A 14861-nucleotide genomic window follows, 5' to 3' on the forward strand; every position below is an offset into this window, starting at 1 on the left:
GTGAGGTAGATTTCACCTTTTGGGCTATAGTGCCAGATGGACAGTTTGAGCGAAAATAATCTGTCAATTGTCGAAGACTATCACTGGGTGCAACGCATGAACTCGTGGCAGAAAAGGGTGTTAGAGAAGCTCCTCCCTGAGAGGTTCCCGATTCTCAGGTGTATAATGACATTGGTGCTGGTATTAAGCTTGACGAGTTGCGGTGAGAAAGCCGATAGCCAGGAAGTATCTACTGGTTATAGAGAAAACCCTCCACAGATTTCTCAAATCTCAAAGCAATTTTCGGAAGTTTCTCCACCATCTGTTATCCAAGCACTGCGTCCAAGTTTGGAAGTTTATCAGCCACAAGTGGCAATTCTGACTCCAAGACCTGATGAAGTTTTCCAAAATAATAAAGTTACAGCGAGTTTTCAGGTTAAGGATCTACCAATATTTAAAGACCCACAATTACAACTGGGGCCACATCTCCATGTAATTCTGGATAACCAACCTTATATTCCTGTTTACGACCTGAATCAACCCTTGGTTTTGCCAGAGTTGTCCCCAGGTACTCATACCCTGCGTGTTTTTGCCTCTCGTCCTTGGCATGAAAGCTTTAAGAATGAAGGGGCTTATGCCCAGACAACATTTCACGTTTTTACCAAAACAGACGACAATAACGCAGATCCCAAGTTACCTCTGCTAACTTACAGCCGTCCTCAAAGTAGCTACGGAGCAGAGCCAATCTTACTAGACTTTTATCTCACTAACGCTCCCCTACACCTCGTTGACAAGGAAAACACTAACGAAGGATTTAGTGATTGGCGCATCCGCGTCACAATTAATGGTGAAAGCTTTGTTTTCGATCGCTGGCAGGCAGTTTATCTTAAAGGCTTCCAAACTGGTAAAAACTGGATAAAGCTAGAATTTCTCGATAATCAGGGAAATCCTCTCAAAAATGTCTTCAATACCACAGTCCGAGTCATTGACTTCCAGCCAAAGGGTAAAGATACTTTGTCGAAAATTGTCAGAGGAGAACTCACAGCAGATGAGGTACGTGGCATTGTAGACCCGAATTATAAACTTACACCTACGCCTTCTGTTGAAAAAACACCCCAAATCCAACCGAAGCTAGAAAAGCAGCCCATTCCTGAAATTGAAGCTCCGAAAGAATCTAAAACACAGCCAGAAGAACCAAAATTGGAAGTTCCAACGGCTGTACCATCTCCTACTTTATCCCCGACACCATCAGAACCACAGCCAACGGTAACGCCGACTCCAGAATCAACGCCGCTACCTGAAAAAGTTGCGCCTCAGCCAACTAAACCTAAAGTTGACGGATTTTTTAACCGTCGGGCGGGTAAGATACCTACTCCAGAAGTAACAGTTGAGCCATCTCCTAGTTTGCCACCTGCACTGCCAGAGATTATTGAGTCTCCAGCACCAGAAATAATTACGCCAACACCAGAACCACAGCCAGAGGTAACACCAACTCCTGAATCAACACCGTCAACTGAAAAAGTTACGCCTCAGCCAACAAAATCTAAATTTGGCGCATTTTTTAAGCGTCGAACGAGCAAGACACCTACTCCACAAGTAACAGTTGCGCCATCTCTTAGTTTGCCACCTGCACTGCCAGAGATTATTGAGTCTCCTGTACCAGAACCACAGCCAGAGGTAACACCAACTCCTGAATCAACGCCGTTACCTAAGATAAGGGCTCCCGAAGCAGAAAAACCAGAATTAAGCAAAGACACTCAACTGTAACTCTTGCGCTAAAGCCTCAACAAATGCGATCGCACCTACAGGATTTCCCATATTATCCAACCCAGGACTGTAGCAAGCGATCGCTCCCTCACCTGGGACTATTGCGACAAGTCCACCACCAATCCCTGATTTCATCGGTAAACCAATTCTGACTGCAAACTCGGCAGAAGCTTCATAAAGTCCACAACTTGACATCACAGCATTGACAATCCGGCGATTTCGTGGATTAACTAACCCATCACAAGCTAGAAGTTTTCCTAACAGAGCTAAATCTTCAACTCGCCCAGAGATACAGCATATTTGCTCGTAAGTATCAAGTGCTATTTCAAGATTTTCTAAATAACCTGTTTCGGTAAGATAGTTTGCGATCGCTTCATTGGCTTTTGAACGTGTTAATCGCACTGAAGCCAGCATTACTTCATCTAAACTGAGTTGGCAACCTGCTAATTGGTTGAGCCATTGACAAAATAAAAGAGTGCGTTGGGTAGCATCCTTTCCTGGTAACTTATCAGCGAGGGTGATTGCCCCACTATTAATCATCGGGTTACGGGGGCGGCCGCGATCGCTAACTAATTGTTCTAAAGAATTGAAGGGTGCATCCGATGGTTCCACCCCAACCCAGCCAAAAACTGTTTCTGCGCCAAAATGTTCCAGCAGATAAAGTAAAGAAAATGTCTTAATCACGCTCATTAGCGGGAAAATACAACCTGTATCCCCAAAGCTAATATTTTTCCCCGATTCACAGCAGATGTGAACTGCAAACCAATTAGGATCGGCTAAAGCTAATTGTGGAATGCGATCGATAACTTTTCCGTATTCAGCTTTAGTTTTTGCTTGTTGTACCCAAGCTGACACCTCTGTAGTCGTTAGTCTGTCAAGTTTTTTCAAAAGTGATATCCGCTAAAACCATTTCTAGTTTATAAACTCGCTGTAATATTTTCTATCGCTACTGATGGGGAATTGATAAGAGTTAAAAGTATATCGACAACTTCACTAAAAGAAGCTGCACTCTTTAAATTTGCTGATTCTACATAACCAAATCCATAGGAGGCGTGAATAAAATCAACCCCTGCTTTCATAGCTGCTAATCTATCACTTTCTGTATCTCCAATATAAATTGCCTTTTTCAAGCTATGACGTTGACAAATTGCAATGATATTTTCAGCTTTGGGTTTTTGAGTTCTGCCAAAACACTCTGAGTCTACAAATATATCCCTAAAAGTTTTGTTTGTATTACTACTGCTTAAAGGCATAGAAAGAAATACTTGTAAGTACCAATACTCACAATTGCTAACTAAGAACAAGGGAAACTGACTGGATAAAATATCTAAATATTCTGAAACTCCTTTATATAAAGTTCCACCTCTAGTTTTTATCTCTTGCTTTTCACAGTCTTCTATTAAAAGAGAAAACTTATCAATATTTTCCTTTTCTATATCTGGAAAAATATTTTTTATACACTCTATCAAAGGAAGACCACTTACCCCATTAATATCATCCTCAGTGATAGGAACTCTCTGAATATTAGCAATCTTAATTGCTTGATTCCAAGCATCTACACATATACTAGATATATTCCAAAGAGTTCCATCAAGATCAAATATTACCCCAAGCATATATAACTCCTAAAAGAAACTAAGCAATTTCAATCCCTATGCTACTAGTAGTCTGTCAATAAATAATTGATGGATAAATTTTCTGTAGAGACGGCGATTTATCGCGTCTCTCTACCCGTCAAATTCATTTTGTATGGCTGCTAGATCCCCGAATTCTTCAAGAAGTCGGGGATCTTTTTGTTCGTAATTCATTTAGGATTGTTATATAAAATTATCAAGTATAAAAACCACTCTGAATTTAAAGTTAAAGTGATAAGCTAACTTTATCAAAGGATACTTTATGATTCCCCGTGTTAGAGCGCCAGAATTACCACAAAATTACTCTTGGTTCAATACCGACAAACCCTTTTCTCTTAAACATCTCAAGGGTAGAGTTGTAATTTTAGACTTTTGGACATACTGCTGTATCAATTGTCTGCATATTCTGCCAAATCTGAAATATTTAGAGCAGAAATATAAAGATAGTCTTACCGTTATCGGTGTTCATTCTGCCAAATTTGACAACGAAAAAGAAATAGAAAATATTCGCCAAGCTATCCTGCGCTACGACGTTGAACACCCAGTTATAGTTGACAGAAATTTTCGACTTTGGGAAGAATATGCTGTACGTGCTTGGCCTACCTTAATAATTATTGATCCAGAAAGTTATGTGATTGGCCAGATTTCTGGTGAAGCAAACCGTGACACTTTAGACGAGTTGATTCAAAAGTTAATTCAGCAACACCAAGGTAAAGGAACGATTAATTTTCAAGAACTTAGTTTGATATTAGAAAAACAGCGCCAACCATTAATTACTCCTCTAGCTTTTCCTGGTAAGGTTTTAGCTACCCAAACGGGTTTGTTCATCGCTGATTCTGGACATCATCGCCTGATTATGAGTAGCTTCGACGGCGAGATTCTGCATTTGATTGGTACTGGAAAATCTGGCTTAACCGATGGTGCTTTTAACGAAGCGCAGTTTTTTGCACCACAGGGAATGGCTTATGATGCAGAAAATCAAATTCTTTATGTTGCTGATACAGAAAATCATACCCTGCGCCGAGTTGATTTGAAGCGTCAAGTTGTAAGTGCGATCGCAGGAACTGGTGAACAAAGCCGGAATATTCATCCTCATGGCGGTGCTGGTTTAGAAACTGCGCTAAATTCCCCTTGGGATTTAGTGAAAGTGGCAAAAACCTTATTTATTGCAATGGCTGGGCCGCATCAAATCTGGGAAATGGATTTAGAAACTAGCATGATTAAAACTTATGCTGGTACTGGTGCAGAAGCTTGCATTGATGGTTCACTTACCGAATCTGCCTTTGCTCAACCCAGTGGTATTAGCACCGATGGAAAAGAATTATATATCGCTGACAGTGAAGTTAGTTCAATTCGTGGTGTTGGAATTGTAGAACCGTATCAAGTGCGAACTGTTTGCGGTAGTGGGGGTTTATTTGGCTTTGGTGACGTTGATGGACAAGGTGAAGATGTCCGTTTACAACACTGTTTAGGAGTGGAATTTGCTCAGAATTTTATATGGGTTGCAGATACCTATAATCACAAAATTAAATTAGTTAGTCCTAGTGGAAATTGTCAAACAGTTTTGGGAGATGGTACTGCTGGTTTACAAAATGGGCAAGGTAAAAATAGCCGATTTTTTGAACCTTCGGGATTGAGTGCTAGCGGTTCATATCTATATATTGCTGATACTAATAATCATGCTATCCGCCGTCTAGATTTGAATACCTTTGAGGTGACAACACTAGAGTTTTTTGGGTTATGTGCGCCAGATATATGTATTCCAGTTAATCTGCCAAGCATTGGTTCTTAGGGATGATAGGCTCAGGCAAAGGCGTAAAGAAAAACTTGTTCACCTGTTTGATTAATCTTCAGATTTTCGTGGTTAGAAAAGATTTATTATAATTTTAGTACTAATGTATTAATTCATGATAGAATTTCTTCTATTGATTCGACGGAAAAAATGCCAATCATGAATTTACACATACATAATCGGTTACAAATTGATGATAATTTTGGATTCTGGTTTACTGGCTTTTTTGATGGTGAGGGATCTTTAATAATTGGCCAACAAAAACCGAAAGTTCTTCATTTTATAAAAAAAATTTAGGTGTGGGTCATGTTACTAGTAGTTATCCAACACAGAAAGGTAAACCAGTAAATTTCTATCAACTTACAGATAATAAAAAACTAGCCGAGGTTATTATTCCTTTATTTGAAACGTATTGTTTGTGTTCAAAGAAAGCTAAAGAGTATTTGATTTGGAAAGAAGAAGTTCTGCGGCAGTATAGTTATTTCCTTAATGGAATCCGTAGAAAAGTTACAACAGAAGAAATAGAAATGACTAAAAAATCAATTTTATGTTAGATAAATTGCGTGAATATAAGGATAATATTTAGACGTAATTAAATATTCTAGTTAACTAATCATTATGAATACCATCCTCCATATTACCAAATGCCAACAATGGGAACAAGCAAAAGATTTGGGTAGCTATCGCGCTGATTCGCTAGAGAGTGAAGGTTTTATACATTGTTCCAAATCAACGCAAATACTCAAAGTTGCAAAGAGATTTTTTAATAATCAAAAAGAATTAGTACTACTTTTTATTGATTCTGAGAAAGTACAAGCTGAAATCCGTTATGAAGAGGCTGAAATTGGCGAATTATTTCCTCATATTTATGGTGAGTTAAATGTTGATGCTGTGTATCAGGTGGTTGATTTTGAAGCTGGGGAAGATGGTTTATTTGAGTTGCCGCAAGAAGTTATAGAATTAGAAGAATAACGAACCGCTAAGGACGCAAAGGGCGCAAAGAAGGAAGATGAAAAGTCAAAGGTTTGAGGCGGGGAGTAAAAATGAAATAATTTAACAGCTAACATCCTATGGTTACTGTTCAACTAAAACAAATTCGAGTTCCAGCAGGGCAAAGAATAATCCTGGAAGATGTGAGTTGGCAAGTATTTGAAGCAATTCTCAACGAGTTAGGAGAGCATCGTGGAAGTCGAGTAGCATACAGCCAAGGAACGCTAGAAATTATGGCTCCATTACCAGAACATGAACGAGCGAAGGTAATTATTGGAGACTTAGTAAAAGCCTTGCTAGATGAACTCAATCTGAATTGGGAATCTTTAGGTTCAACCACTTTTAAGCGAAAAGATATAAGTGTAGGTATTGAACCTGATGATTGTTTTTATATTCAAAACTATCAGCTAATGATTGGCAAAGATAAGATCGACTTAACAGTTGATCCTCCTCCTAATTTGGCGATTGAAATTGATGTCACCTCTAAAACCCAAATTAGTGCATATCAGGCGTTAAAAGTACCTGAAATTTGGCGATATGAAAGCAAAAAGTTAGAAATTAACTTATTGCAAGGTGAACAATATATAAAGTCTCTCACAAGCGCCATATTTCCTAGTTTTCCTGTAAATGAAATAATTCCTCTGTTTGTGGAGATGGCACGAACGACAGGAACCAGTTCAGCACTTAGATCATTTCGACAATGGTTAAGAGAACAAATACAAGACAGCTAGGGTGAATAGAATTCACCCCCCCCTATACAAACAAAATTTAAGTCCAAATTAAGGTTTTAAAACCCACCTCTGTCGGTTTTGCTTGTGTAGACTAGGTTTCTAACCACCCAAATCAAGAGATTCCGCGCTTTACTTAAAGAACGGGGAATTAATAATCCAGAGCAATTGTGACCGAATTTAATTTACAAATCCAAGAAAATAGCGAACGCTTGTCTTCTCACATAGAGGATGCAGCACCTAGCATACTTCCCTCCAGTAATACGATACACTGCACCGACACTAAAGGCGATCGCATTGACCGTTTCCTTTCGCAAGAATTAGCAGATTTATCCCGTTCGCGCATCCAGCAGTTAATCGAACAGGGTAATGTCCAACTTAATGATAAAGTTTGCACTTCTAAGAAAATCAATGTCAAGCTAGGCGATCGCATCACTCTGGAAATACCAGAAGCACAACCCCTAGAATTGCTAGCAGAAGATATCCCTTTAGATATCCTCTACGAAGATGACCAATTACTTATTCTCAACAAACCCGCAGGCTTAGTTGTCCATCCCGCACCCGGTCATCCAGATGGCACACTGGTAAATGCTTTATTGGCTCACTGTCCCAATTTACCAGGGATTGGCGGAGTCCAACGTCCGGGAATCGTCCATCGATTGGATAAGGATACAACAGGAGCGATCGCGATCGCAAAAACAGAAGTTGCCCATCATCACCTACAAGCTCAACTCAAAGCTAAAACCGCACGCAGAGAATACTTGGGCGTGGTTTACGGTGCGCCAAAAGTTGAGAGTGGCACAATTGACTTACCCATTGGTCGCCATCCACAAGACCGCAAAAAAATGGCTATTATGCCTATTGAACAAGGCGGACGATCTGCCGTCACTCATTGGCAAGTATTAGAACGCCTCGGTAATTTCACTTTAATCCGCTTCCAACTAGAAACTGGACGCACGCATCAAATTCGCGTCCATAGCGCCAAAATGGGTAATCCCATTGTCGGCGACCCAGTTTATAGTTCTGGTCACTCAGTGGGCGTAAATTTGTCCGGTCAAGCACTACACGCTTGGCGGCTAAGATTACAGCATCCCCTATCCGGCGAGATGATTGAGGTGACAGCTACCCCTCCCACCCAATTTACAAAACTTTTGGAGATGCTAAAAAGACGAACTACATTGTAACTTTAAGCTCATCCCACGCCTCAAAGCAATGCCATTTCACACACATTTGGCATTGACAAAAAATCATGCCCAATCCACCATGCTCAATGCCCCATTCCCATTAACAACTAGCGTGCATCAGACATGGGATAGAGTCTGTTTCACTAGTTATACCTAAATGAAACTCCTACATAACCCAAGACTCATGCACGCTATAAAATGATCAAAGCGATGTACTAGACAGCCGCCGACCAAAAATTGTTACTTAATTCCAGCTAACTGGCGATAAGGTACAGACTTTTCGATATCGATGTTGAATGACGAGATTCTTTGTGGCGTATTGCCAGTTGCATTGACACTTTGTGCCATAGTCAAGAACAGAGCTGGATCGCCAGCTTTTGGCTTTTGTTCTTGTGGAAGGAATCTGCGTACTTCGACCTGCCAAATGATTTGGGGGAAACCCAGTTTGGCACGGTGGTAATCTTCGTATCGCGGAGATTTGATGTTAAATGGTAACTCACCTGTAGATTGAGATGGCAGTATCCGACGGCGCTGATAGGGCACTGTGGAATATCCAAAATTGCTCAGGTACTCTTCAGTGTTGAGAACTTCATCAACAAAGCCTACAATACCCTTGGTAGCGACCACAATTGACCAAGCGATTTTTTCGCGCTCGTTGTATGGGTCACGTCCTAGAACGCGCTGAATTACTTGCTCAACAAAGCGATAATTATTGTTGAGGTCGTAAAAGCTTTTCTTAAAGGTATTGGAAAGCACCAATCCACGAACAAAGTCTCGTACTGTAATTTGTCCATTACGGAGTTGGGACTCTAAATATGTTTCGCGATCGGCAGCAAAAGCATAAAAGAAAAGTTGACGATATGCTGCTTCGATCAGATCGCCTAAATCTGATGGAGACAGGATATTGTCTGTAGTAAAAATCCTGGGCTGTTCATCACCCGGTACTTCATATCCAGCGACACGCTGGTTTTGACTTGAAGGTTCATATTCTAACAGAGGAATTGCCATTCTAAAGCCTCCATGTTCTTAATTAAAGTTAACAACTTTAAATCACATATTAAGGGAGTAGTTGTATCAGAACCTCAGATTCTGATAAAATTTCACGAAACTTAACTAAGGGTGATTTTAAGTATTGGTATGAAAAACGATTAGCACACTGGATTTAACCCATAGCTAATCAATAAAAAAAGTAGTGCAACTTCCAGCTTAATAGTTACTGTAAATGACTAAAAAATTTTATTCACATATTTCAGATTAGAAGATTGAGTTTCACTTTTTTTAACCGAAGCAATAAAATTTAACATTTAGCAAAAGAAATTAATGGAAGATTGGGAATTGGGAAGAGGACTTGGGGACAAGGAGAATTGGGGACAAGGGGAAAGACTTGTTTCAAGTTCTCACCTCTTGTCCCCTTGTCCCCTGCCCCCTGCCCCCTGCCTCCCCTGCCTCCCCTGCCCTCTGCCCCCTCAACGACCTATCCAAAATTCCAGAGGATCTATGGTTGACTTACAGTAAGGCCAGCTACGCAAAGTTGCTTCCATTCCTTCCTCCCAGTAGGGTGGTTCTAATCCCAGCCCTAAACATAGATGCGAGAGGATGCTAGCAAACTGCTGATTGTGACCAAAGTCTCCTAGATGGGCATGGGCGTATTCATGGACGACTACACCAAACCAGTCTTTAGGTGCAACTCGACCGACATCTACCAGAATAGTGATTGGATTTGTGAGAATATTGCACAGTCCGTCTATGCCAAAAGATTGAGCTATGGGGACTGCAAAAATTTGGATGTGGCGACGCTCTTGTGGATGAAAGCACTCATGACAAACTTCTAAGTAGGCGTTGATCTGAGCGTTTACGGTGTTAATATTTTCGCCAATCCAAGTACAAATGGGGATGCGATCGCGCAGGTTATCGAACACATCCACCATCCCCGGCTCTAGGGCAAGTCTCTGCACCCGATGCAGATAATCTTGCCCACGAGTAAAAGCATCACTTTGCTTGAGATAATTCACCAACCCAGAACTGAATAAAATTGTCTTTTTTCTACATCTTGCACTTGCGCGGATGTTACCTGTTCTGTGCCGGAAACCTCAACAGAACTTTCGATGCGGCTTTCAGTACAAAACGATGCCGTACTAAAACCACCAAAACGTTTTACTGTACTGGTTCGCAGTCGCATATTTGGGCTGGCAAACCAGAACCTCTCAATGGAACTCATTGTTTCGTATTCGGTTGTCAACACTAGTCCATCTTCATCGTCCATGTGAAAAAGACCGACTACAGGCACAATTTCGGCATAGCCTCTTTCGCGCAGTAATTTGCCAGCCCTTGGGTTATCCTCATCAGGCACGATCGCAAATATAGTTTTCCCCTGATGGTTCTCTTCGTTCTCTCTATCCCAAGCCATTGTGCCTAGCCAACGCACACGTGACCCTCCTACTGAAAGGCTGGGGTCAATTTCGTGATACTGGCACAGTTCAATAATTTCTGGATGATTGGCTTCCAGGGTTTCTACTTGTATATCCGATTCTCCCGTCTCTGAGCGTTTGAACGCCAGGTGATGAGTTGCTCGTTGCGATCGCCACTTACCAGCACTTAGCTGAAAAAATTCCATTGCGTCTATCAATCTTCTGACTCCTACTTATGACTCCTGCGGATGATGTTATACGTGTTTTTTCTTTTTACAGTTATTGGTATATAAACATTCTAAACATTACAGCGATTAGCGATCAGCTTCAACAAACTCCCTACAAACGCAGGGTGAAATAGAGATGTTGTTACCCAATTGTAAATTTTTATAAGGACGGTTATTTATAGCTTGACAATGTGGACAATTTGATATCTCGGTGCTAAAATAGTTGAAAGCGATCGTCTTCACATTACTAGTAACAACCGATACCTTCGATTCAGTCAATCAGAGGAGTGTAATGATGGATTTTCCAGTCGAATTAACATTAGAGCAACAGTTTCGCTTACAAAATTTAAAAGACCAGGTAAAGAGTTTGAGCCAACAAGAAGCTCAGGAATTTTTGTTAGAAGTTTTACGGCAGATGATGGTAAAAGATAATTTAGTCAAACATCTACTAAAACAAGCTTGATAAAGTAAAAAAAAGAATATCCTTTCCTTAAGACTTACGCAGTGGCAGAGTTCCGTTTAAATGCGTAAGTCTTAATTTTTTAGGCATTGGAAGAGACAGAGAGCAGGGAGCAGGGAGCAGGGGAGACAAGGGAGACAAAAGGACAAGGAGATAAACAAAACTCCTAACTCTTAACTCAGCACTCAGCACTCCTAACGCCCAATGCCCAATCCCCTATACCCAAATTAAATATTACAGATTATTACTTTGTCTCTCATAGTAAAGACTAGGGCACTATTGATCCCCTATGTTTTTGTTTGGCTACTCACAGTTAATTCTGATCGAGAACACGCCAGAAATAATATCCGCCATTTGTGAATATTAAGGAGAACTCATGGTTCTTGATGCTTTTTCCAGAGCTGTAATTGCGGCTGATGCCAAAACCGCTCCTATCGGTGGTGCTGACTTAGCAGCCCTTAAGTCTTTCATTGCTGAAGGCAACAAGCGCCTTGATGCTGTGAATGCGATCGCCAGCAACGCTAGCTGTGCAGTTTCTGACGCCATTGCTGGTATTGCTTGTGAAAACACAGGTTTGCTTCAAGCTGGTGGTAACTTGTACCCCACTCGCCGGATGGCTGCTTGCCTACGTGATGCTGAAATCGTTCTGCGCTATGTAACTTATGCGTTATTGGCTGGCGATTCTTCTGTATTAGACGATCGCGCTTTGAACGGTCTGAAAGAAACCTACACAGCTTTGGGCGTACCTACCGGATCTTCTGTACGTGCTTTCCAAATCCTGAAGGCTATCAGCGTCGCTCACATCACCAACACCAACACTGAAGCTAACGCTGGCAAAAAATTCCGCAAGATTGACACTCCTCAAGGCGACTGCTCTGCTCTAGCTGCTGAAGCTGCTAGCTACTTCGATCGCGTTATTTCTGCTCTGAGCTAATTGCTAATCGCTAATGTCTTAAGCCTATTAGTCAAGCCAACTGAAATACAAAACCCGATCACATCTAATCTGGAGTATAAAAAGCAATGAAATCAGTTATCACTACGGTTATTGGATCTGCTGATGCAGCAGGTCGTTTTCCAACCACCTCTGATCTAGAATCCGTTCAAGGTAGCATTCAACGTGCTAGCGCTCGTTTAGAAGCTGCTGAAAAGTTGGCTGCTGGTATTGATGCAGTCGCTAAAGAAGCTTATGATGCTGCTTTTAAGAAATATCCTTACCTGACCCAAGAAGGTGAAGCTGGCGACACTCAAGTTAAGAAAGACAAGTGCTTCCGCGACATCAAGCACTACCTACGCTTGATCAACTACAGCTTAGTTGTGGGCGGTACTGGCCCTCTGGATGAGTGGGGTATTGCAGGCGCTCGTGAAGTTTACCGCTCTTTGGGTCTGCCTACTGCTCCCTACGTTACCGCATTGACCTACACTCGCGATCGCGCTTGTTCTCCTCGTGACTTGTCTCCTCAAGCATTAGGTGAGTTCCGCGCTCTTCTCGACTACGTAATCAACTCCCTTTCATAAGTAATAGGATTTGACTAGACGTAGACGAGCGATCGTCATACTCTAAAACTCAGGGACTCTCAGTCTGTTGCTTTGCCTGTATCTGGTTGAGTGACTGGCCAAGAGTCCCTCAGTTGTTACTAATTCGTAATGACGCTCCTACGTCGCTAACGCTGCGCTAACGTAATTCGTTATTCATAATTAATGATTGAACCTGGGGGATTTAAACAGGGAAATTTTCTTTTATGACAATAGATTCATTATTTGAACAGTTAAAACACCCCAACCCTAATCTGCGGGAACGAGCTATGTGGGAACTAGCTGATGTTCGTGATGAAAATACGATTTCTCGCCTGATGGGTATTTTGGATGAAGAAGATGTGACTTACCGTCGTGCTGCTGTTAAGGCACTGGGTGCTATTGGTACAGATGCTGTCCCATCATTGGTAGATTCATTAGTAAATAGCGAGAATGCAACCATTAGGGGTAGTTGTGCTAAGGCTCTGGCACAGGTTGCTGCTAACCATCCAGATGTTCCTTTCCCGGTTGAGGGGTTAGAGGGATTGAAGACAGCGCTCAACGATCCAAATGCCGTTGTCTATATTGCATCAGTAATGGCACTGGGTGAAATTGGTTCTCCTGCCTTTGAGATTTTGGCTGAGGCTCTGAAAACAATAGATAATGTTGCGCTGGCTGTGGCAATTGTTAATGCACTGGGTTCGATGGGTGATATGCGGGGAGTGGAAGTGTTGACAGCGTTAACTAATGATGAATCTGCCGATCCGTATGTTCGTGAATCAGCAGTGAGTGCTTTGCCCCGATTAGATCAGGTAATGAATTATAAAGGAAAATAGCGATCGCACTCTTCTTCTATCTAAATTACCTTGGGAGCAATTTTAGCCAGTAGAGGACTATAAGCAACTTGGTCAAAAGTACTGGTCATTACCAATCATCTTCCTCTAACTGTCTCTCAATTTGAGAAATCGCCAACTTGATCACCGCCTGAACTCCTGCTTCCTGTTCTTGGGTTAATGCGGCTTGCAGTGGTTCTAAGGAAGTGCGATCGCCAATTTTCATTAATGCCAGAGCCGCCGCTTTTCGGGTTTCCCAATCTGGATGATGCAGTAACTCAACTAGATTAGGAATCGCGGGTTGATAAGCCAGACTACCCAAAGCAGATGCCGCTTCACACCGCACCATTAGAGATAAATCGGCGAGAGCGTTCACTAGAATGTGAAATGCTCCTTCTTCAGTACCTTCTTCAGCAATTTTAGCGATCGCACCCACCACCGCAGCGCGAACATCAGCCGAGTCTGAGTTAATTTCTCGATACAAATACTCCTTCGCTTCTGCCCCGATAAATCCCAGCGCCCACACAGCATGTCCTTTAGCACTTTCTGGATACTCAGTTGATGCTAAGATTTTCAGCAATGCTGGCACAGCTGCCTCGCCGATTTTGGCAAGCCCTCCCACCGCCGAAGTTTTGACTACCGTATCTTCATCATTTAGAAGCGCATTAACCAACGTGGGAACTGCGATCGGATCGGCAATCAGTGTCAGGGTTTTGGCGCTGGCTCTGCGTACAACTGGGTTGGGGTGATTTGCCACAGCTTCCATTAACAAAGGGGTCGCTGGTTTACCGACTTTACCCAGCGCCTCTGCAAAACTCAACCTAACCATCCCCCGTGAGTCTCCCATACTCTCAATCATCTGCTTGAGTAGCTCTTGATCATCAGGGTTGAAGGAGTTTAAGGCTAATTGCTCATTAACTGCTGCTAGTATTGCATCAGTTTCTGCCTGGGAAAGATGTAACGAATCTCCCCCGGATTGAGTTTTGGAGTCGAGCATTATGACTTATAGCTAAATTATCAAGATGATTACTAGTTATTGACGCTCAGAGCAGCTTGCTGATTACGGAGTTCTTGGAGTGCAGAATCAATTTTGGCAAGCTCAGGCTCCAGTTGTGCCATAACATTTACCCTCATCAACTTCGCCCGTTTTGCTGTTTCTGTAGTTTCTTGAACTAGACGTTCCCGATATAGCTCAAGTTCTGCAATCACTTCGGCGACATCTTGAGGGGTTATGTTATCGGTTGTTGTGAATTTTGAGTTTTCATCCATAACTTTTGTTTCCTAAATGCGTGTTTATATGAATGATGTGTAGTCAGTATTCGACTATCTTTTGTATTTGGTTACTCG

The 14861-nt window shown here is 41.9% G+C and carries 17 protein-coding genes; 10 read left to right on the forward strand and 7 right to left on the reverse strand.

Annotated elements, in window-relative coordinates; translation table 11 throughout:
* The first annotated feature begins 96 nt into the window (after positions 1–96).
* Complete coding sequence (locus tag H6G86_RS07430) at positions 97–1746, forward strand: hypothetical protein (protein WP_190933834.1); 1650 nt, start codon at positions 97–99, stop codon at positions 1744–1746.
* Here the strand turns inward: H6G86_RS07430 and glsA are convergent.
* Both glsA and H6G86_RS07440 read right to left on the reverse strand, forming a co-directional pair.
* On the reverse strand, positions 1723–2634 hold the full coding sequence (gene glsA, locus H6G86_RS07435; protein ID WP_190933772.1) for a glutaminase A: 912 nt from the start codon (positions 2632–2634) through the stop codon (positions 1723–1725). The two genes, H6G86_RS07430 and glsA, sit on opposite strands and share 24 nt — an antisense overlap.
* 29 nt (positions 2635–2663) lie before the next feature.
* The gene (locus tag H6G86_RS07440; protein ID WP_190933773.1) at positions 2664–3362 is read right to left on the reverse strand and encodes an HAD family hydrolase; all 699 of its coding nucleotides are present in this window, start codon (positions 3360–3362) and stop codon (positions 2664–2666) included.
* A gap of 280 nt (positions 3363–3642) precedes the next feature.
* Here H6G86_RS07440 and H6G86_RS07445 point away from each other — a divergent pair, with 280 nt between their 5' ends.
* The 5 genes from H6G86_RS07445 (at position 3643) to H6G86_RS07465 (ending at position 8074) form a co-directional block, all read left to right on the forward strand.
* The gene (locus H6G86_RS07445; RefSeq protein ID WP_190933774.1) at positions 3643–5172 is read left to right on the forward strand and encodes a thioredoxin-like domain-containing protein; all 1530 of its coding nucleotides are present in this window, start codon (positions 3643–3645) and stop codon (positions 5170–5172) included.
* A gap of 299 nt (positions 5173–5471) precedes the next feature.
* Positions 5472–5726 carry an LAGLIDADG family homing endonuclease gene (locus tag H6G86_RS07450; protein WP_190933775.1) on the forward strand — a complete coding sequence of 85 codons (255 nt, stop codon included), beginning with the start codon at positions 5472–5474 and terminating at the stop codon, positions 5724–5726.
* 64 nt (positions 5727–5790) lie between these two features.
* The gene (locus H6G86_RS07455; RefSeq protein ID WP_190933776.1) at positions 5791–6144 is read left to right on the forward strand and encodes a DUF952 domain-containing protein; all 354 of its coding nucleotides are present in this window, start codon (positions 5791–5793) and stop codon (positions 6142–6144) included.
* Between the two features lie 98 nt (positions 6145–6242).
* Positions 6243–6893 carry a Uma2 family endonuclease gene (locus H6G86_RS07460; RefSeq protein ID WP_190933777.1) on the forward strand — a complete coding sequence of 217 codons (651 nt, stop codon included), beginning with the start codon at positions 6243–6245 and terminating at the stop codon, positions 6891–6893.
* 263 nt (positions 6894–7156) lie between these two features.
* Positions 7157–8074 (forward strand): RluA family pseudouridine synthase, encoded by a 918-nt coding sequence (locus H6G86_RS07465; protein ID WP_190933835.1) that lies wholly within the window; start codon positions 7157–7159, stop codon positions 8072–8074.
* Between the two features lie 240 nt (positions 8075–8314).
* Here H6G86_RS07465 and H6G86_RS07470 read toward each other — a convergent pair whose 3' ends face one another.
* The 3 genes from H6G86_RS07470 to H6G86_RS07480 all read right to left on the reverse strand — a co-directional run bounded on the left by H6G86_RS07470 (position 8315) and on the right by H6G86_RS07480 (position 10688).
* Positions 8315–9082, reverse strand: a complete 768-nt coding sequence (locus H6G86_RS07470) for a phycobilisome rod-core linker polypeptide (protein ID WP_012410166.1) — start codon at positions 9080–9082, stop codon at positions 8315–8317.
* A 458-nt stretch (positions 9083–9540) separates the two neighbouring features.
* The gene (locus tag H6G86_RS07475; protein WP_114081197.1) at positions 9541–10086 is read right to left on the reverse strand and encodes a hypothetical protein; all 546 of its coding nucleotides are present in this window, start codon (positions 10084–10086) and stop codon (positions 9541–9543) included.
* Positions 10083–10688 carry a phycobiliprotein lyase gene (locus H6G86_RS07480; RefSeq protein ID WP_199338190.1) on the reverse strand — a complete coding sequence of 202 codons (606 nt, stop codon included), beginning with the start codon at positions 10686–10688 and terminating at the stop codon, positions 10083–10085. Before H6G86_RS07480 ends, H6G86_RS07475 begins: the two co-directional genes overlap by 4 nt.
* 313 nt (positions 10689–11001) lie before the next feature.
* Here H6G86_RS07480 and H6G86_RS07485 point away from each other — a divergent pair, with 313 nt between their 5' ends.
* The 4 genes from H6G86_RS07485 (at position 11002) to H6G86_RS07500 (ending at position 13517) form a co-directional block, all read left to right on the forward strand.
* Positions 11002–11172 carry an NblA/ycf18 family protein gene (locus H6G86_RS07485; protein WP_012410163.1) on the forward strand — a complete coding sequence of 57 codons (171 nt, stop codon included), beginning with the start codon at positions 11002–11004 and terminating at the stop codon, positions 11170–11172.
* A gap of 373 nt (positions 11173–11545) precedes the next feature.
* A complete protein-coding gene (gene cpeB, locus H6G86_RS07490; RefSeq protein WP_012410162.1) occupies positions 11546–12103 on the forward strand; it encodes a phycoerythrin subunit beta in 558 nt (185 codons plus the stop codon).
* An 86-nt stretch (positions 12104–12189) separates the two neighbouring features.
* Positions 12190–12684: a C-phycoerythrin subunit alpha gene (gene cpeA, locus H6G86_RS07495; RefSeq protein ID WP_012410161.1), complete on the forward strand. Its 495-nt coding sequence runs from the start codon at positions 12190–12192 to the stop codon at positions 12682–12684.
* A 224-nt stretch (positions 12685–12908) separates the two neighbouring features.
* Entirely contained in the window at positions 12909–13517 is a 609-nt protein-coding gene (locus H6G86_RS07500) for a HEAT repeat domain-containing protein (protein WP_190933778.1), read from the forward strand.
* An 88-nt stretch (positions 13518–13605) separates the two neighbouring features.
* Here H6G86_RS07500 and H6G86_RS07505 read toward each other — a convergent pair whose 3' ends face one another.
* Both H6G86_RS07505 and H6G86_RS07510 read right to left on the reverse strand, forming a co-directional pair.
* Positions 13606–14511 carry a HEAT repeat domain-containing protein gene (locus H6G86_RS07505; RefSeq protein WP_190933779.1) on the reverse strand — a complete coding sequence of 302 codons (906 nt, stop codon included), beginning with the start codon at positions 14509–14511 and terminating at the stop codon, positions 13606–13608.
* A 32-nt stretch (positions 14512–14543) separates the two neighbouring features.
* Entirely contained in the window at positions 14544–14783 is a 240-nt protein-coding gene (locus H6G86_RS07510) for a DUF8630 family protein (protein WP_190933780.1), read from the reverse strand.
* Between the last annotated feature and the right edge of the window lie 78 nt (positions 14784–14861).

Source organism: Nostoc sp. FACHB-133 (assembly GCF_014698055.1).
Lineage (GTDB): Bacteria > Cyanobacteriota > Cyanobacteriia > Cyanobacteriales > Nostocaceae > Nostoc.

Excerpts from the sequence above, each read along its gene's own strand:
- H6G86_RS07430 (WP_190933834.1), top strand. The coding sequence starts at position 97 with ATGAACTCGTGGCAGAAAAGGGTGTTAGAGAAGCTCCTCCCTGAGAGG.
- H6G86_RS07440 (WP_190933773.1), bottom strand. The coding sequence starts at position 3,362 with ATGCTTGGGGTAATATTTGATCTTGATGGAACTCTTTGGAATATATCT.
- H6G86_RS07445 (WP_190933774.1), top strand. The coding sequence starts at position 3,643 with ATGATTCCCCGTGTTAGAGCGCCAGAATTACCACAAAATTACTCTTGG.
- H6G86_RS07455 (WP_190933776.1), top strand. The coding sequence starts at position 5,791 with ATGAATACCATCCTCCATATTACCAAATGCCAACAATGGGAACAAGCA.
- H6G86_RS07460 (WP_190933777.1), top strand. The coding sequence starts at position 6,243 with ATGGTTACTGTTCAACTAAAACAAATTCGAGTTCCAGCAGGGCAAAGA.
- H6G86_RS07470 (WP_012410166.1), bottom strand. The coding sequence starts at position 9,082 with ATGGCAATTCCTCTGTTAGAATATGAACCTTCAAGTCAAAACCAGCGT.
- H6G86_RS07480 (WP_199338190.1), bottom strand. The coding sequence starts at position 10,688 with ATGGAATTTTTTCAGCTAAGTGCTGGTAAGTGGCGATCGCAACGAGCA.
- H6G86_RS07485 (WP_012410163.1), top strand. The coding sequence starts at position 11,002 with ATGATGGATTTTCCAGTCGAATTAACATTAGAGCAACAGTTTCGCTTA.
- cpeB (WP_012410162.1), top strand. The coding sequence starts at position 11,546 with ATGGTTCTTGATGCTTTTTCCAGAGCTGTAATTGCGGCTGATGCCAAA.
- cpeA (WP_012410161.1), top strand. The coding sequence starts at position 12,190 with ATGAAATCAGTTATCACTACGGTTATTGGATCTGCTGATGCAGCAGGT.
- H6G86_RS07500 (WP_190933778.1), top strand. The coding sequence starts at position 12,909 with ATGACAATAGATTCATTATTTGAACAGTTAAAACACCCCAACCCTAAT.
- H6G86_RS07505 (WP_190933779.1), bottom strand. The coding sequence starts at position 14,511 with ATGCTCGACTCCAAAACTCAATCCGGGGGAGATTCGTTACATCTTTCC.
- H6G86_RS07510 (WP_190933780.1), bottom strand. The coding sequence starts at position 14,783 with ATGGATGAAAACTCAAAATTCACAACAACCGATAACATAACCCCTCAA.